This window comes from Nocardiopsis sp. NPDC006139, assembly GCF_040614155.1.
Lineage (GTDB): Bacteria > Actinomycetota > Actinomycetes > Streptosporangiales > Streptosporangiaceae > Nocardiopsis > Nocardiopsis changdeensis.
This window is the reverse complement of record NZ_JBEXTT010000008.1, coordinates 289,797-307,192: the sequence shown is the minus strand read 5'-3', so window position 1 is coordinate 307,192 and position 17,396 is coordinate 289,797. Positions and strand designations below refer to the sequence as shown.

General features: G+C 75.5%; 15 protein-coding genes. 10 read left to right on the top strand and 5 right to left on the bottom strand.

The features are described 5' to 3' along the window. The first annotated feature begins 84 nt into the window (after nt 1-84). Nucleotides 85-1,272: an MFS transporter gene (locus ABZ249_RS13815; protein ID WP_355261801.1), complete on the top strand. Its 1,188-nt coding sequence runs from the start codon at nt 85-87 to the stop codon at nt 1,270-1,272. Nucleotides 1,273-1,324: 52 nt separating this feature from the next. Here the strand turns inward: ABZ249_RS13815 and ABZ249_RS13810 are convergent, their stop codons facing one another. Next, entirely contained in the window at nt 1,325-2,554 is a 1,230-nt protein-coding gene (locus ABZ249_RS13810; RefSeq protein ID WP_355261798.1) for a helix-turn-helix domain-containing protein, read from the bottom strand. Nucleotides 2,555-2,646: 92 nt separating this feature from the next. On the opposite strand from ABZ249_RS13810, the gene ABZ249_RS13805 reads away from it, so the two are divergent. Together ABZ249_RS13805 and ABZ249_RS13800 are read left to right on the top strand one after the other, a co-directional pair. Continuing rightward, nucleotides 2,647-4,149 carry an NAD(P)/FAD-dependent oxidoreductase gene (locus ABZ249_RS13805; protein ID WP_355261795.1) on the top strand — a complete coding sequence of 501 codons (1,503 nt, stop codon included), beginning with the start codon at nt 2,647-2,649 and terminating at the stop codon, nt 4,147-4,149. Next, a complete protein-coding gene (locus ABZ249_RS13800; protein WP_355261792.1) occupies nt 4,146-5,042 on the top strand; it encodes an alpha/beta fold hydrolase in 897 nt (298 codons plus the stop codon). The genes ABZ249_RS13805 and ABZ249_RS13800 overlap by 4 nt, the downstream gene beginning before the upstream one ends. A 42-nt stretch (nt 5,043-5,084) precedes the next feature. Here the strand turns inward: ABZ249_RS13800 and aztD are convergent, their stop codons facing one another. The 4 genes from aztD to aztB all read right to left on the bottom strand — a co-directional run bounded on the left by aztD (nt 5,085) and on the right by aztB (nt 9,369). Then, nucleotides 5,085-6,272 (bottom strand): zinc metallochaperone AztD, encoded by a 1,188-nt coding sequence (gene aztD / locus ABZ249_RS13795; RefSeq protein WP_355261789.1) that lies wholly within the window; start codon nt 6,270-6,272, stop codon nt 5,085-5,087. Between the two features lie 79 nt (nt 6,273-6,351). After that, nucleotides 6,352-7,284: a zinc ABC transporter substrate-binding protein AztC gene (gene aztC, locus ABZ249_RS13790; RefSeq protein ID WP_355261786.1), complete on the bottom strand. Its 933-nt coding sequence runs from the start codon at nt 7,282-7,284 to the stop codon at nt 6,352-6,354. Between the two features lie 4 nt (nt 7,285-7,288). Further along, on the bottom strand, nt 7,289-8,488 hold the full coding sequence (locus ABZ249_RS13785) for an ABC transporter (RefSeq protein WP_355261784.1): 1,200 nt from the start codon (nt 8,486-8,488) through the stop codon (nt 7,289-7,291). Continuing rightward, nucleotides 8,485-9,369 (bottom strand): zinc ABC transporter permease AztB, encoded by an 885-nt coding sequence (aztB, locus tag ABZ249_RS13780; RefSeq protein ID WP_355261781.1) that lies wholly within the window; start codon nt 9,367-9,369, stop codon nt 8,485-8,487. The genes ABZ249_RS13785 and aztB overlap by 4 nt, the downstream gene beginning before the upstream one ends. A 51-nt stretch (nt 9,370-9,420) precedes the next feature. On the opposite strand from aztB, the gene aztA reads away from it, so the two are divergent. The 7 genes from aztA (at nt 9,421) to ABZ249_RS13745 (ending at nt 17,348) form a co-directional block, all read left to right on the top strand. Then, a complete protein-coding gene (gene aztA, locus ABZ249_RS13775; protein ID WP_355261778.1) occupies nt 9,421-10,104 on the top strand; it encodes a zinc ABC transporter ATP-binding protein AztA in 684 nt (227 codons plus the stop codon). A gap of 154 nt (nt 10,105-10,258) precedes the next feature. After that, on the top strand, nt 10,259-10,567 hold the full coding sequence (locus ABZ249_RS13770; RefSeq protein ID WP_355261775.1) for a threonine dehydratase: 309 nt from the start codon (nt 10,259-10,261) through the stop codon (nt 10,565-10,567). Between the two features lie 247 nt (nt 10,568-10,814). Beyond that, a complete protein-coding gene (locus ABZ249_RS13765) occupies nt 10,815-11,921 on the top strand; it encodes an iron ABC transporter permease (protein ID WP_355261772.1) in 1,107 nt (368 codons plus the stop codon). Continuing rightward, a complete protein-coding gene (locus ABZ249_RS13760; protein WP_355261769.1) occupies nt 11,918-12,718 on the top strand; it encodes an ABC transporter ATP-binding protein in 801 nt (266 codons plus the stop codon). Before ABZ249_RS13765 ends, ABZ249_RS13760 begins: the two co-directional genes overlap by 4 nt. Further along, complete coding sequence (locus ABZ249_RS13755; RefSeq protein ID WP_355261766.1) at nt 12,715-13,758, top strand: ABC transporter substrate-binding protein; 1,044 nt, start codon at nt 12,715-12,717, stop codon at nt 13,756-13,758. Before ABZ249_RS13760 ends, ABZ249_RS13755 begins: the two co-directional genes overlap by 4 nt. A 48-nt stretch (nt 13,759-13,806) precedes the next feature. Further along, nucleotides 13,807-15,564 (top strand): ATP-binding cassette domain-containing protein, encoded by a 1,758-nt coding sequence (locus ABZ249_RS13750; RefSeq protein WP_355261763.1) that lies wholly within the window; start codon nt 13,807-13,809, stop codon nt 15,562-15,564. Next, on the top strand, nt 15,561-17,348 hold the full coding sequence (locus ABZ249_RS13745) for an ABC transporter ATP-binding protein (RefSeq protein WP_355261760.1): 1,788 nt from the start codon (nt 15,561-15,563) through the stop codon (nt 17,346-17,348). The genes ABZ249_RS13750 and ABZ249_RS13745 overlap by 4 nt, the downstream gene beginning before the upstream one ends. The last annotated feature ends 48 nt before the right edge of the window (nt 17,349-17,396 follow it).

Below are 17,396 nucleotides of genomic sequence, written 5' to 3'. Positions count from 1 at the left end.
TCCTGTTCAGGCAGGTGCTTCGGGTCAGGGTCCGTTCGGCGTTGCAGTCGCCAGAACGGGCCCGTTTTACGCTGTGACTAACGGATGTTGAAGCCTTTCATCGCGGTCGTCATGTTCGACCAGGGCGACCCGCTGTCGGCGCTGCTGTCCACCCTGGCGGTGTTCGCCGTCGGGTTCCTCATGCGGCCGCTGGGCGGCATCGTGTTCGGGCGGATCGCCGACCGGCGCGGGCGCAAGTTCGTGCTGGTCACGACCATGCTCATGATGGCGGTGGGCAGCCTGGTCATCGGCCTGATGCCCACCTACGCCACGATCGGGGCGTGGGCGTCCCTGGTGCTGCTGGCCGCTCGGGTGCTCCAGGGGTTCGCGCACGGCGGTGAGTCGGCCACCGCCTACTCCTACGTGGGCGAGATCGCCCCGCCGCACCGGCGCGGCATGTGGGGCAGCGTCGCGTTCATCGCGATCTTCGGCGGGTCGGTCATCGCCTACACCCTGGGCGGCGTGCTCACCTCGGCGCTGCCGGAGTCGGCGGTCGGGGAGTGGGGCTGGCGGGTGCCGTTCCTGCTGGGCGCGCTGCTGGCGCTGGTCGCGCTGTACCTGCGGCGGGACATGGACGAGAGCGACGTCTTCGAGGCCGACCGGGACCGGGGCGGGGACACGGGTCCGGCCCCCGAGCGCATGTCGCGGGCGGGCCTGGTGCGCGCCGTCCTGGTGATGATCGCCATGGTCTCGGGCATCACCGCCGCCCACTACACGTGGACCTCCTACGTCTCCACCTACGCCATCACCCAGCAGGGCATGGACCCGGGCACCGCCTACTGGATGTCGGTGGCCGCGCAGGTGATCGCGCTGGTGTCGCTGCCGTTCTGGGGGCTGCTGTCGGACCGGGGCGGGCGTCGGCCGATGCTGCTGTTCTTCGCGGTGCTGATGTTCGCCCTCCAGTACCCGCTCACCCGGATGATCACCGACCAGGGGTGGACGCTGCTGGTGGCGACCTCGGTGGCGCTGCTGGTGGTGTCGGCCCCGGCGGCGATCCTCTCGGCGATCCTGTCGGAGAGCTTCCCGACCCGGGTGCGCACGCAAGGGATCGGGTTCGCGTACTCGCTGTCGGTGGCGGTGTTCGGCGGGACGGCGCCCTACCTCAACCAGCTGTTCGGGAACCTGGGCGCGGGCTGGGTGTTCGGCGTGTACATCATGGCGCTGTGCGCGCTGACCGGCCTGTCGTGCCTGTTCATCCGGGAGACCAGGGGCATGGAGCTCACGCGGGAGTGAGAACCGGCGCCCCGCGGGCCCGCCCCCGGCCGGGGGCGGGCCCCGCGCCGTGTCAGGGGGCCCGCCAGCGCAGCAGCTCCAGGGCGGCGGCCACGTCCACGGGGTTCTCGGCCAGGGGGCGCGGCAGCAGTTCGTCGGCGCGGGCCAGGCGGCGCACCACCGTGTTGCGGTGGGTGTAGCAGAGTTCGGCGGTGCGGGTGGTGCTGCCCAGGGCGCGCACGTAGGCCAGGACGGTCTCGCGCAGGACCGGGTCGGCGGCGGCCAGGCCGCCGAGGGTGTCCTCCAGGAACTCCCCGAGCTGGGGCGAGGCGTCGGAGAGCAGGGCGGCGAGCCGGATGTCGCCGTAGCGCACGCAGCGCCGGGCGGGAGAGGCGGCGAGCATCCGCTGGGCTGTGGCCGCGTCGAAGTGGCTGCGGCGGAACCCGTCCACGCCGGTGCCGGGGCGCCCCACCGCGACGCGGGCGTCCGGGTGGGCGGCCAGCGCCCGCTCCAGGTCCTCCTGCGGCGGGGCGGCGGCGACCGGGAGCCACACCCACAGGGCGGTGGCCCCGGCGATGACGGTCAGCCGGTGCGCGGCCCCCGCGGCGCGGGCCACGTCCTCGGCGGCCGCCTCCAGCCGGTCGCTCGCGTCGCCCCACAGGACCGCGGCGGTGTGCGGGCCCGACAGGGTGTGGCGCAGCCGCTGCTCGGCGCGGGCCCGCCCGATCGGCGCCCCCTCCAGCAGCAGGGTGACGGCGGCACGGCGCTCGGCGTGGCTGCCCTGGGTGAGCGCGGCGCGTTCGGCGCGCATGCGCTCGGACAGGGCGCTGATGGTGTCGTCGACGAAGGTGTTGATGGACAGCGAGGACACGTCCAGCAGCTCGCGCAGTTCGGCCGGGTCCCCGGTCAGCCCGAAGCAGATGTCCATCCAGCGGCGCCAGGCGGTGTTCTGCCCGTTGCGGAAGGAGTCCAGCGCGCCCTCGTCCAGGCCGCGCCGGACCAGGTCGCGGGAGGCCTCGAGGAGTTCGGGGCGCAGGTCGACGGGGACCCTCTCGCCGGGGCGGGCCAGGTTGGCGGCGACCCAGTGCCGCAGGTTGGCCAGGTTGGCGCCGCGGATCTGCGCGGCCAGCACCGGGTCCTCGGCGACCGGCCGCATCCGCTCCCCGCTCAGGGAGGCGGAGTGCAGCTGCTCCACCCAGTCCCCGGGCGGGTCCAGCGCGAGCTCGGCCCCGCGCCGGAACAGCTGCGCGACGCGGGGCGAGGGGAGCGGCCAGGAGGGGGCCGCAGTAGCGTTGTGCACCACGCGGACCAGGATCACGGTGCGCGGTGCGCTGGCACAACATGGCCCGGATCACACAGGGTGGTAGAGGCGCGCCGAACGGAGGAGAGCGGTACATGGCCGGTGGGCGGACAGAGGTGGAGCACCTGGACGTGCTCGTCGTCGGGGCGGGCATCTCCGGGATCGGGGCCGCGCGGTACCTGAAGGAGCACCACCCCGGCAAGCGGTTCGCGGTCCTGGAGGCCCGGGCGGCCTCCGGGGGGACCTGGGACCTGTTCCGGTACCCGGGCATCCGCTCGGACTCGGACCTGCACACCTTCGGCTACGAGTTCAAGCCGTGGCGGGACCACCAGGCCATCGCCGACGCCGACCGCATCCTGGCGTACCTGCGGGAGACCGTCGAGGAGAACGGCCTGGGGCCGCACATCCGGTACCACCACCGGATGCTGGGCGCGGAGTGGTCGAGCGAGCGGGCGCGGTGGCTGGTGGAGGTCGAGCGCACCGACACCGGTGAGCGGCTGCGGCTGAGCACCGGATGGCTGTTCAGCGCCTCCGGCTACTACCGCTACGACGAGGGCTTCACCCCGCGCTTCGAGGGCCGCGAGCGGTTCGCCGGCACGGTCGTGCACCCCCAGCACTGGCCGCGGGACCTGGACTACGCGGGCAGGAGGGTCGCGGTGATCGGCAGCGGGGCCACCGCGGTCACGCTGGTCCCGGCGATGGCGCGCGAGGCCGGGCACGTCACCATGGTGCAGCGCACGCCCACGTACATCATGCCGGTGCCGCGCGGGGACGCCCTGGCCGACCGGCTGCGCAGGGTCTTCGGGGACGAGCGGGGCCACCGGATGGCCCGGCGCAAGAACATCTGGAAGGGCGCCCTGGTCTGGGGGTTCTGCCGGCGCTTCCCCAAGACGGCGCGCAGGCTCATCCGCCGGGTGACGGTCGCCCAGCTGCCCGCCGGGTACCCGGTGGACGAGCACTTCTCCCCGCCCTACGACCCCTGGGACCAGCGGTTGTGCGCGGCGCCCGACGGCGACTTCTTCCGGGCGATCCGCTCGGGCCGGGCGTCGGTGGTGACCGACCGGATCGCCTCCTTCACCGAGAAGGGGTTGCTGCTGGAGTCGGGGCGGGAGGTGGAGGCCGACATCGTCGTCACCGCCACCGGCCTGAACCTCCAGGCGTTCGGCGGTGTGGAGCTGGCGGTGGACGGCGCGCCGGTGCACCTGCCCGACACGGTCGCCTACAAGGGGATGATGCTGTCGGGGGTGCCCAACCTGGCGTTCGCGATCGGGTACACCAACGCGTCCTGGACGCTCAAGGTCGGCCTGCTGTGCGAGCACTTCTGCCGCCTGCTGGAGCACATGGACGCCCGCGGGTACGACATCTGCGTGCCCGAGCCCTCGGATCCGGGGATGCCCACGCGCCCGCTGCTGGACTTCGCGGCCGGGTACGTGCGGCGGTCGGTGGCGGAGCTGCCCCGCCAGGGCGACCGCGCCCCGTGGCTGACCTCCACGGGCTACACCGCGGACGTGGCGCTGCTGCGGGCGGACCGGGTGGCCGACCCCGAACTGCGCTTCGCTAGGGCGGCGGCGCCGGTGCGGACGGAGGCGTCGGCGTGAGGGGGGAGGACCGGTTCGCCGACCTGTCGGACGGCACGCGGATCTGCTACCGCGTCCAGGGGCCGCCGGAGGGGGTCCCGGTGCTGCTCATCGCGGGCCTGGGGCTGGACCTGACCTCGTGGCCCCGGCGGATGGTCGACGGGCTCCTGGACCGGGGCGCGCGGGTGGTCGCCTTCGACAACCGGGACGCGGGCCGCTCCACGCGGGTGCCGACGCCGTCGCCGTCCCCGCTGCACAGCGTGCTGGGCCGGCCGCGCCCGGACTCCTACGACCTGGGCGCCATGGCCGCGGACACCGTGGGCCTGCTGGACCACCTGGGCATCGAACGCGCCCACCTGGTGGGGATGTCGATGGGCGGCATGATCGGGCAGACCCTCGCGGCCCGCCACCCCGACCGGGCGGCGTCGCTCACGTCGGTCTTCTCCACCACGGGGGAGCGGCGGGTGGGCCGGGTGGCGTGGTCGAGCCTGGCCCGCATGGGCGGGCGCCCGGCGCGCACGGTCGAGGAGTCCGTGCGCAAGCACCTGGCGTTCCTGCGGCACATCGGGTCGGCGGTCTTCCCGCCGGACATCGACGAGGAGGTCGCCTGGGCGCGGGGCCTGTGGGAGCGGGCCGGGGGAGTGCGGGCCCGCAGCGGGGTGCCGCGGCAGATCGGGGCCATCCACGCCTCGGGGGACCGGACCCGGGAGCTGGCGCGGATCGGCGCCCCCACGCTCGTGGTGCACGGGGACGTGGACCTCATGGTGCACCCCAGCGGCGGGCGGGCCACCGCGCGGGCCGTGCCCGGGGCCAGGTTCGTGGAGATCGCGGGGATGGCCCACCACCTGGCCCCGGGGGTGGTGGACCGGCTGGTGGACCTGGTCGGGGACCACACGGCCCGCGCCGGGGGCTGAGCCCGGGGGCCGGCGCGCGCCGTGCGCACCGGCCCCGGCGGGTCAGGGGGCGACGCCGCTCAGCTCGTTGGGGGTCTCCTCCAGGGTGGTCGACGCGGTGACCTCGCCGGTCTCCAGGTCCAGGGCGTGAACCTGGCGGGTGGCGGTGTCGGTCACGTAGGCGGTGCCGCCGCGGACGAAGAGGGCCGGGCGCGGCTGCTGCCACTCCAGCGGCTCCTCCCAGGCGTCCATCAGCTCGATGGAGTCGGTGAGCTCGGCGGTCTCGGGGTCGATGACGTGCAGGGAGCCGTCGGTGCCCAGGACCAGGGCCTCGTCCCCGGGGCCGCGGCCCAGGGAGCGGAAGGTGTAGCTGGAGGGCAGCTCGACCAGGGTGAGCGAGGCGTCGGAGGTGTCGATCAGGGAGACCTGCTCGGGGCGCTCCAGTTCGGCGTCCGGGTCGGTCTTGTAGTCGCCCAGGACGATGGGCGAGGTGTCGGATCCGGCCTGGTTGCCGATGCGGCCGTAGTCGTGCTCGGCGTCGACCTTGGTGAACCCGTCGTCGTCGTAGACCAGGACGCCGTCCTCGCAGCCGATGACGATGGTGTCGCCCTCGGCGGCGGCCTCGCCGTGGACGCCGGGGCAGTCCTCGCTGCGGGCGATCTCCTCGCCGTCGGCGTCCAGGACGAGGGCGCCGGTGCGCTCCTCCTCGGTGCCGATGGTGAGCAGGAGTTCGCCGTTCTCCCGTTCGACGGCCACCCCGTGGTGGGCCTCCTCGGCGGTGTGGGTCTCCGCGTCCTCGGGGATCCCGTCGCCCAGGGCGTCGGAGTCGAAGGCGGTGATCTCGCCGCTGCCGTCGGCGAACAGCACGGTGCGCCCGGCGTGGCGGACGACGTGGCCGGGGGTGTCGGCCGCGAACACGGTGTCGGTCAGCTCGCCGGCGGCGGCGTCCAGGACCTGGAAGCCCTCGGAGGTGGAGACGAACACGTGGCGGTCGTCCCCGGCGGGGTTGAGCCGGTTGAAGCCCTCGATCCCGATGTCCCGGGCGACCTCCAGGGTGTCGCCGTCCAGGACGTAGATGCCGCCGTCGTAGGTGACCGCGATCGGGTTCGCGATGGCGGCCTCGGCGGGGGAGGCGTCCGTGGAGGCCTGTTCGGCCCCGCCGTCCTGACCGGCCGAGCAGGCGCTCAGCAGCAGTCCGGCGGAGAGGGCGACGGGCAGGGCCGCCCGTGCCGCGGTGCGGGGTGATCTCATGGTGTTCCGATCCTTGTGTCGTTCTCTTGCGGGGACGGGTGTTCTCCGGGGCGCGGGGCGCCGCGGGCGGGGGCGGGGGTCAGGGCGCGGTGAGGCCGTCGACGATGGCCTCGGTGTTGGCGCGCATCATGTCCAGGTAGGTGGGCGCTCCGCCGTCCGGGCCGGTCAGCGATTCGGAGTAGAGCGGGATGACGTCGATCTCCACGCCGGCCTGCTCGGCCATGACCGTGGCCAGCCGGTCGGGCTGGGAGGAGTCGGCGAACACCGCCCGCACGCCGGCGGCCTCGACCGCTTCGGCGAGGGACTGCAGGTCCGAGGCGCTGGGAGAGGCCAGGGTGGTGCCGGAGGGGATGACCGCGCCGATGACCTCGAAGCCGTAGCGGTCGGCGAGGTAGCCGAAGACGTGGTGGTTGGTCACCAGCCGGCGCTCCTCCCGGGGGATCGCGTCGAACTCGGCGGTCATCCACTCGTCCAGTTCGGCCAGCTCCCCGCCGTAGGCCTCGGCGTTGGCGCGGACCGCCTCGGCGTCGACGCCGTCGACCCGCTCCACGACCTGTTCGGCGATGAGGTCCACGGCGGCGGCGACCCGCGCGGGGTCGGTCCAGAAGTGGGGGTCGGGCTCGCCCTCGTTCTCATCGGAGGTGTAGGGCAGCGGGTCGACGGCCTCGCCCACCGCCAGGACGGGGACGCCCGCCTCCTCGGCGGCGGCCACGTTGCGGGCCACGCCCTCCTCCAGGCCCAGGCCGTTGTGCACCACCAGGGCGGCGCCCTCGATGCGCGCGGCCTCCTGGGCGGAGACCCCGAAGGAGTGGGGGTCGGCGTCGGGCTTCATCAGGACGGTCACCTCGGCCTGGTCGCCGACCACCGCGCGGGTGAGGTCGCCGAGGATGTTGGTGGTGACCACGATCCCCTCGCCGGGGCCGTCGCCGGCGGAGCAGGAGGAGAGGCCGAGGGCGGCGGCCAGGGCCAGGGCGAGCGCCGCGGTGCGCGGCCGGGTGCGAGGGCTGCTCATCGGTTCACCGTCCGGTCTCGACCATGTGGTGGGGCGCGACCTCGGTCTCGAAGGTGCGTGCCACGCGCAGGTCGTCGTTGTAGTCGATCTCGTGGACCCGTCCGGCGTGCGCGTCGTTGACGTAGGCCCGGGAGGTGTCCACCTGGAGGGCCGGGGGGTGCTCGGCGTCGACCCGCTCCAAGAGGTCGGTGCGGGCCCGTTCCTCGCCGGTGGCGGGGTCCAGGGCGTGCAGGGCCCCGTCCTCGGTGAGGGCGAGCACGGAGGCGCCCTCGCCGACCGCCGTCGCCGTGACGACGCCGGGCAGCTCCCAGTGGTCCCAGCGCCGTTCGGCGAGGTCGAGCACGAGGACGGTGTCCGGGGCGGGGACCGCCGCCAGGGCCGCGGCCCCGGGCCGGTGGTGGAACCCGGTGACGGCGGCCCCGGCCGGCAGGCCGTCGGGGTAGGGGAGGGGCTCGGCGGTGAGGGCGCCGTCGTCCTCGGTGACCGCGAGCGCGCCGTCCGCGCAGCCCAGGACGAGGCCGCGGCGGGTGACGGCCCAGGCCCCGGGGTCGGCGCACTCCTCGCCCAGGGTCTCCAGGGGTCCGCCGTCGCGGTCCAGGACCTGTACGGGGCCGTCCTCGGCCACGATCAGCCGCCCGGCGTAGGGGAGGGTCAGGCCGGCCGCCCGCGGGTCGGCGGCGGCAGCGGCGGCGGTCCCGTCCTCCAGGGAGGGCCGGTCCAGCAGCGCGAGCGTTCCGTCGGCGCCGTTCAGGGCGGTGAGGGCGGTGTCGGTCGCCGCGCTGGCGGCGGCGACGCCGGCGGTCCCGGCCGTGCGGATCTCCGCCCGGTAGTAGTGGGAGTGGTCGCCGTGGTCGACGGTCCACACGCCGCTGTCGACGACGGAGGTCGTCCGTTCATCGGATGACGACAGGTACGCGAACCGTCCGTCGCCGGTGATCCCGTCGACGGGGCCGACGGGGTCCAGCAGGGTGGACTCCTCGGTGATCAGGTCCAGGACCTGGATCCGGCCCTCGTCGTCGGCCAGGACCAGGCGCGACTGGGGCTCGGCGGCCTCCTCGGCCCCCTCGACGTAGCCGTGCGGGGTCGGCTCGGCGTCCGCGGGCGGCTCCTCCTGCGGCGCGGGGCCGCATCCGGCGAGCAGCGCGGCGGCGAGCAGCCCGGCGCCCGACGCCGGGAGCCGGCCTCTGCGGTGGGTGCGGATCATGACGCGTTCGACCTTTCGTCCGTGTGCAGGGGTGCGGGGGGATCGTCGTCGGGGGGAGTGGGGCCGCCGCCGGGCCGGAGCCGGGACAGGGCGGCCGAGCAGAAGAAGAGGGCCACGGCGGTGGCCGAGATGCTGGCCCCGGCCGCGGTGCCCCAGTGCCAGGACACGAGCAGGCCGACGAAGGTGGCGGTGCAGCCCAGTACGGCGGCGCCGGCCATGATCGCGGGGATGCTCCTGGCCCAGAGCGCGGCCGCGGCCGGAGGGGCGATGAGCAGGCCGAAGACGAGCAGGGTGCCGACCACGTGGAACGAGGCGACCACCGCCAGGGTGATGAGGCCGAGCATGGCGGCGTGCGCGGCCCGGGGGGCCAGGCCCAGGGTCGTCGCCTTGCGCGGGTCGAAGGCCAGGGCGGTGAAGGAGCGGTGGCCCAGGACCGCGACGGGGAGGGCCGCCAGCAGGGCCAGGGCGAGCAGGACCAGGTCCTGCTCCCGTACGGCGAGGACGTCGCCGAACAGGAAGCCGGTGAGGTCGACGGCGAAGGACCCCGAGTGGGAGACGATGATCACCCCCGCCGAGAGCATGCCGACGAAGAGCAGGCCGATGCTCGTGTCCTGGGACAGGCGCGGCGAGCGGTTCAGCGCGGTGACCCCCAGCGCCATCCCGGCCGCGGCCACGGCCGCGCCGACGAACAGGTTGCCGCCCAGCAGCGCGGCCAGGGCGACCCCGGGGAGCATTCCGTGGGACATGGCGTCCCCCAGGAAGGCCATCCCGCGCAGCACCACCCAGGTTCCGGCCAGTGCGCAGATGAGGGACACGAGGACGCCTCCCCACAGCGCACGCTGCACGAAGACCACCTCGAAGGGGGCGAATAGGGCTTCCATGCCGGGCACTCTATAATGAAAACCGTTTTCACTACCAAATCGGAGGTGGGCATGACCTCGGACGGGGCCGGTACGGCAGGGGCGCCGGCGGTCGAACTGGCGGACGTGTACGCGGGCCACGGCGGCCGCGACGTCCTGCGCGGCGTCACCCTGGCGATTCCCGCGGGGACGGTGACCGCCCTGGTGGGGGCCAACGGCTCGGGCAAGTCCACGCTGCTGTCCGTCATGGCCGGGGTCCTGGCCCCGCGGGCGGGGAGTGTGAGCCTGGGCACGCCGCGCCGCCCCGCCCTCGTGGTGCAGCGCAGCGCGGTCTCCGACGCGCTGCCCATCACGGTGCGGGAGACCGTGGAGATGGGCAGGTGGGGGCTGCGGGGGCCGTGGCGCAGGCTGACCCGCCGGGACCGGGAGGAGGTCGGGGCGTGCATGGAGCGGCTGGGGGTCGCCGACCTGGCCCGGCGGCAGCTGGGCGAGCTGTCCGGCGGACAGCGCCAGCGGGTCCTGCTGGCCCAGGGGCTGGCCCAGGAGGCGGACCTGCTCCTGCTCGACGAGCCCGCGACCGGCCTGGACGCGGACTCCCGCGCCCGGATCGGGGAGGTGCTGGAGCAGGAGCGCGCCCGAGGGGTCACCGTCGTGCACGCCACTCACTCCGAACGCGAGGCCGCGCGCGCCGACCTCGTCCTGCGGATGCGGGGCGGGCTGCCCCGGGAGGCCGGCGGGGCGCTCGCCGAAAGGTGAGGCGCGGGTCAAGCTTTCGCCGGTCCGCCGCCACCGAGGTTCCCCGCGGGGGTGTTCTCTGATCGACTGGTCCCTGTGCGGCCGGTCCGCCGCGCGGCCGCGGAGCGGTGCGGCGGCGGGCCGGCGCGGGACCGACCGAGCCCCTGGGGGAGCGATGGCGACGCGACACCTCGTACACGAGGACCACACCCACGAGCACGGTGCCTCCTGCGGGCACGTGGCGGTGCCCCACCAGGGGCACGTGGACTACGTGCACGACGGGCACCTGCACCACGGCCACGAGGGCCATTGGGACGAGTGCGCGCACGAGGGGCACGCCGTCCACGAGGACCACGACCACCGGCACGGGGAGGGGTGCGGGCACGTGGCGGTGCCCCACCAAGGACACGTGGACTACGTGCACGACGGGCACCTGCACCGCGAGCACGACGGCCACTGGGACGAGCACTCCACCGGTTCCTGACCGGCGCGGGACGGGCGGGGCCACGGGGGCGGAACGGGTGTTCCGCCCCCTTTCGCGTGCTCCGGGCGCGGGGCCCCGGGGCGACCGAGGGGCCGGAGTGGCGGGCGATGGATCCGTCCCGTTTCGCGGAGGTCTATACTCATGAAACGAAAACCGTTTTCATTGCCCGTGTGGCCGGTGTGCGCCCCCTCCCGGCCGGACGCGCCCCCGCACCGCCCCCACGGCCCCGGAGAGGAACCCCCGACCCATGAGCACGCGCAGCCCGCACCGCGCCGGGCTCCCCGCGCCACCGCCCCCGGCCGCCCGGCCCGGACGGCGGCGGCGCGGCCTCCCCGCCGCGCTCCTCCTGGCGGCCGCCCTCGTGGCCGTGATCCTGGCCTCGGCCGCCACCGGGGCGGTCGACCTGACCCCGCTGGACGCCGCCCGGCTGCTGCTGGGGCACCTCGTCCCGGGCATGCCCTGGATGACCGACGGCACCTACACCGTGCTCCAGGACCAGGCGGTGTGGGGCTTCCGGCTCCCCCGGGCCCTGCTCGCCGCCCTGGCCGGGGCCTCCCTGGCCCTGGCGGGCGCGCTCATGCAGGCCGTCGTGCACAACCCGCTCGCCGAGCCGTACGTCCTGGGCGTCTCCTCCGGGGCGGGCGTCGGCGCGGTCCTGGTCGTCGTGGGCGGGGCCGTCGGCGGCCTGTCGCTCTCGACGGCGGCCTTCGCCGGGGCCGCCGCGGCCACCGCCGCCGTCTACTTCATCGCCCGCAGGCACGGCCGCGTCGCCCCGCAGCGGCTCATCCTCGCCGGGGTCGCGCTCGGCGCCCTGTTCAGCGCCGTCACCAGCTACCTCACCCTGACCACCGAGGCGCAGAACGTCTTCAGCGTCATGTTCTTCCTGCTCGGCTCGGTGTCGGCCGCCACCATGGGGTCCCTGCTCGCGCCCGCCCTGGCGCTGCTCGTCGCGCTCGTCGTCGTCGGCGCCAACGTGCGCGGGATCAACGCCCTGCTCGCGGGCGACGAGGCCGCCACCTCCCTGGGCGTCTCCGTGGACCGGCTGCGCACCGTCCTGCTGCTGGTCTCCGCCCTCCTGGTGGGCGCCGTCGTCTCGGTGAGCGGCAGCATCGGCTTCGTCGGCCTGATCATCCCCCACATCGCGCGCATCCTCGTGGGCACCGACCACCGGGTCATGCTCCCGGTGAGCGTGCTCGGCGGCGCCGTCTTCCTGGCCGCCGCCGACCTGATGGCCCGCACCGTCGCCGCACCGGTGGAGGTCCCCCTGGGCATCCTCACCGCCGTGGTCGGCGCCCCCTTCTTCCTGTGGCTGCTGCGGCGCGACCGCGCCTCGACCGTGGGGATGGACCGGTGAGGGTCGTACTGGAGGGGGTCTCCGTGGCGCGGGGGAGCCGCACCGTGGTCCACGACGTCTCCGTCGAGGCGGCCCCCGGATCGGTCCTGGGCGTCCTGGGCACCAACGGCAGCGGCAAGTCCACGCTGCTGCGCACCGTGTGCCGGGTGCTGCGCCCCAGCACCGGGCGCGTCCTGCTCGACGGCGACGACGTGCGCGACCTGCGGCCGCGTGAGGTCGCCCGCCGCGTCGCCGTGGTCGCCCAGGACTCCCACGAGGACTTCGGGATCACCGCGCTGGAGTCCGTCCTGCTGGGGCGCACCCCCCACCACCGCGGGTTCTCCCCCGACACGGACCGGGACCTGGAGATCGCCCGGGAGGCGATGGACCGGGTCGGCGTGCTCGGACTGGCCGGCCGCCAGGTCGCGGAACTGTCCGGGGGAGAGCGCCAGCGGGTCCTGCTGGCCCGGGCGATCACCCAGCAGGCCCGGGTGCTCGTCCTGGACGAGCCCACCAACCACCTGGACACCGCCCACCGGCTCGAACTCATGGACCTCATCGGCGAACTCGGGCTGACCACCCTCATCGCCCTGCACGACCTCGACCTGGCCCTGGCCCACTGCGACCGGGTCGCCCTGCTCGTCGAGGGCCGCCTGGACAGGTCCGGCACCCCCGCCGAGGTCCTCACCCCCGACGTCCTGCGCGACCGCTTCCGCGTCGACGCCGACATCGTCCACGGCCCCCGGCGGCCGCACCTGCTCCTGCACGGCGTGGCCCGCCCCGCCGCCCCCGACACCCTCACGGAAGGAACCGTATGAACCGGCAGCACACGACCCGGCGGCACGCACCCCGGGGGCGCCGCCCCCTCGCCGCGCTCGCCCTCCTCACGGGCGCCGCCCTGGCCCTGAGCGCCTGCGGGACCTCGGTGGAGCCCGAGCCCGCGGCCGGGGAGGAGGCCGGCCGGGGGTACCCCGTCACCGTCGAGAACTGCGGCAGGGAGCTGACGTTCCAGTCCGCGCCCGCGAGCGTCGTCGGCCTGAGCCCCTCCCAGACCGAGCTCCTCGTCGAACTCGGGCTGGCGGACCGCCTCGCCGGCCAGGCCCAGGTCGCCCACCACGAGCTCGACGAGGACATCACCGCGCAGCTCACCGACGTGCCCGTGCTCAGCGAGGAGGCCCCGCCCGCCCGGGAGGACCTGCTCGGCGCGGCCCCCGACTTCGTCTACTCGCCCACGGACTACGAGTTCACCGCCGAGCAGGGCTTCGCCAGCATCGAACAGCTCGCCGGCGCCGGGGCCGAGGCCTACACCGCCACCGGCGGCTGCTCCGACCGCCGGGCCGCCGGCACGGTCGACGACCTGTTCACCGACATCGCCGACCTCGGCCTGATCTTCTCCGTCACCGAGCGGGCCGAGGAGCTCTCCGAGCAGGGGCGCGCACGCCTGGAGGAGGTCGCCGACACCGTCGAGGGGGCCGAGCGGCCGAGCGTCGCCCAGCTCTACGTCGAGGGGACGACCCTCTCCGCGATCGGCGGCGGCGTGGAGTACGACATCATCGACCGCGCCGGCGGCGACAACGTCTTCGAGCGCGACGAACCCGCCTTCGCCGAGTTCTTCGCCGCCGTCGTCACCCCGGAGGAGATCACCTCGCGCGACCCCGAGGTCATCGTGTTCTCCGTCAACGACGCCGAGCACGAGGCCGCCACCCGCGCGTACCTGGCCGAGACCTTCCCCGACGTGTCGGCCGTCGCCCGGGACCGGCTCGTCGCGGTGCCGAACTCGGACCTGTTCCCCGGGACCCTGGGCAACATCGACGCGGTCGAGCGGATCGCCGCCGAACTGCACCCCGACCTGTTCTGACCGGTCCCGTCCGCCACCGGCCCCCTACCGCAGACGAAAGGCCCGGCGATGTACCTGAACCGAGGGATCCGGCCCTTCCTGGCCCCCGTACGCGGCGGCGTCGCCGCCACCGCGGCCGCCGCGGTGGCGGCCGCCGGGTTCTCCGTGGGGGTGGCCTTCGGCCTGGCCTCCGTGACCGGAGCCCTGCTGCGCTGGGGGGACGGCGGCGCGCCGGCGGTGGCGGGAGCCCTGGCCGCCACCGCCGCCTGCGCGGCCGGGCGCGGGGTCTGCCTGTGGGTCCGCGACCAGCTGGCGACCGCCACCGCGGCCCGGGTCAAACGGGCGGTCCGGGCCCGGGTGATGGACCGGATCTACGAACTGGGCCCCGGCCACACCTGGCCGCGGGGGCGCGGCGGGGTGCAGCCGACCGCCGTCGACGGGGTCGAGCACCTCCAGGGCTACATCGGGTTCTACCTGCCCCAGCTGCTGGTGTCGTGGGCGGTCCCGGCGGTGCTGCTCGCCGTGCTCGTCGCGGTCTCCCCGCCGGTGGCGGCCGTGGTGCTGGTGTGCGTGCTCACGGTCCCCTTCGCCCAGCGCCTGTGGCGCCTGGTCCTGCGCGACCGGGCCCGGGACCACTGGGACAGGTTCGAGGCGTTCGCCGACCGGGTCGGCGACACCGTCCGCGGCCTGCCGACCCTGGTGGCGCTGGGCGCCGCCGACCGGCGGCGCGCGCACCTGGCCGGGGCCGCCGAGGACCTGCGCGCGGCCACGACCGCGAACATGCGGGCCTCGCTGGGGGTGTCGGCGGTGATGAACGCGGCGATGTCCGTCGGGACGGCCGGGGCCACGCTCACGGCGGCGCTGGAGGCCTCCCGCGGCTCGCTGCCCCTGGAGTCGGTGCTGCTGGTGCTGTTCCTGTCCGCCGAGTGCTTCCGCCCCCAGCAGGAGCTGAGCGGGTACTGGCACGAGGGGTTCCACGGCATCGCCGCGGCCGGCGCGATCACCCGGCTGCTGGAGACCGAGCCCCCCGTCCGCGACCGGCCCGGGGCGGCACCGGTGGAGTGGGCGGGGCCGCCCTCGGTGGCCTTCGAGAACGTGGACTTCACCTTCCCGGGCGCGGCCGGGCCCGCGCTGCGCGGGGTGTCGTTCGCCGTCCCCGCGGGCTCGGTGCTCGCGGTGGTCGGCGCCTCCGGCGCGGGCAAGACCACCCTGGGGCGGCTGCTGCTGCGCGACATGGACCCCGACTCCGGGCGGGTCCTGCTCCAGGGCCGCGACCTCGCCGACCTGTCGCTGTCCGGGCTGCGCCGCGGCACCGCCCGCGTCGCACAGGACGTGGTCCTGCTGTCCGGCACGATCCGGGAGAACATCGCCCTCGCCGCCGGTCCCCCCGGACCGGAGGCCGACGCCCGGGTCGCCGACGCCGTCGCCCGGGCCCGGGTGGACGACGTGGCCGGGCAGCTGGACGACGGCCTCGACTCCGCGGTGGGCGAGGGCGGGCGGCTGCTCTCGGGAGGCCAGCGCCAGCGCGTCGCCCTGGCCCGCGCCCTGGCCGCCGACGCCCGGCTGCTGCTCCTGGACGAGGCCACCAGCGCGCTGGACGCGGAGAACGAGGCGCTCATCACCGGCTTCCTGCGCGCCGGGCGCGGCGAGCGCACCATGGTCGTCATCGCGCACCGGCTCTCCACCGTCGCGCACGCCGACCTGGTCCTTGTCCTGGACCGGGGGCGGGTGGCGGAGTTCGGCCCGCCGGGGGAACTGGCACTGGGACAGGGGCACTGGGCGCGGCTGGTCGACGCCCAGCGCGCGGGGACGGGAGGCGTGCGATGACCGCCGCGACCGGGCCGGTGCCGCCCACGGCCGGGCTCGCCACCTGGCCCGGCATGTGGGCGGCCCTGGCCGGCCACCGGGGCGTGTACCTGGCGGCCGTCGCCTTCAACACCCTGGCCCTGCTGGCCCAGGCGGGTGCCGCGCTGGGCGGGGTGTGGGCCGTCGTCACGGTCCTGGCCGGCGGCGGGCCCGCGGACCTGGCGGCACCGGCGGCCGCCACCCTGGCGGCCGTGGCCGTCCGGTCGGCCGCCTCGTGGCTGGAGTCCTGGCTCTCGCACGACCTGAGCTTCCGGGTGCTGGCCCGGGTGCGGCTGTGGGTGTACGACGCCCTGGCCCGGCTCGCCCCCGCCGGACTCTCCCGCCGCCGCTCCGGCGACCTGCTCACCTCGTCCCTGTCGGACGCCGAGGCGCTGGAGATCTTCTACGCCCACTCCTCCATCTACACGCTCAGCGCCTGGGCGGCCACCCCGCTGCTGTGGGGCGCGCTGGCCGCGGTGAGCCCGCCCGCCGCCCTGCTCACGGCCCCCGTCCTGGCCCTGTCCGTCGCCCTCACCCTGGCCGCCCGGCGGTGGGCGCGCCCCCAGGGCGAGCGGATCCGCACCGCGCTGGCCGAGCTGGGCGGCGAGGTCGCCGAGAACACCGGGGCCGTCCGCGAGATCGTCGGCTACGGGCTGGTGCCCCGGCGGGCCGAGCGGCTGGCCGCCCTGGACGACCGGCTGCTCACCGCCCAGTTCCGCAACGCCCGCCGCTCGGGGGCCGAGACCGCCGTGCTGGGCGCGGTCGCCCTGCTGGCGGCGGTGGCCACCGCGGCGGCCGCCGCCTGGCAGCTGGAGCGCGGCACCCTCGCCCCCGAGGCGGTGCCCTTCGCGATCGTGCTGGCCACCATGGCGACCGCCCCGGTCCTGCAATGGGCGGCGATGACCCGCCACTACGGCACCACCGGCGAGGCCGCGGCGCGGATCGGTGCGCTGCTGACCGCGCGCCCGCCGGTCGCCGCCCACGGCGACCTGGCCGCGCCGCCCGAGGAGGGCGGCCGGGTCCGGGCCGAGGGGGTGTCCTTCCGGTGGAGCGACGTCGACCCCCAGGCGTCGGCCCGCCCGGCCGTGCGGGACCTGACCGTGCACGTCCGGCCCGGGGGGCACATCGCGATCGCCGGGAGGTCGGGGTCGGGCAAGTCCACGTTCGCGCAGGTCCTGGCCCGGTGCGTGGACCCGGGGCAGGGCCGGGTGGAGGCCGCCGGGGCGCCCCTGCCCCGCTACACCCGACCGGCGCTGCCGGGAGTGGTGTCGCTGCTGCCCCAGGACGTCGCCCTGTTCCGGGAGACGGTGCGCGACAACCTGCTGCTGGCCACCGACGACGACCTCGACGACGCCGACCTGTGGCGGGTGCTGGAGGCGGCGCGGGTGGACGACGTGGTCCGGCGGCTGCCGGAGGGCCTGGACACGGTGCTCGCCGACAACGGCCGCTCCCTGTCGGGCGGTGAGCGCCAGCGGCTGGCCCTGGCCCGCACCCTGCTGAACCCGGCCCGGGTGCTGGTCCTGGACGAGGCCGTCAGCCAGCTCGACGCCGTCGGCGAACACGACGTCCAGGAGGCGATCGCCGCCGCCCGGGCGGGCCGCACCACGATCACCATCGCCCACCGCCTGACCACGCTGGTGCGCGCCGAACGGATCATCGTCCTGGACGCGGGGGTCCCGGTGGGCGACGGCACCCACGCCGACCTGCTCCGGGACTGCCCCGCCTACCGGCGCCTGGTCGCCCCCCAGCTGGACGCCCCGGGCTGAGCGGCGGGCTTTCGGATGCCATTGGTATTCAGATGTGGTTATCATCTG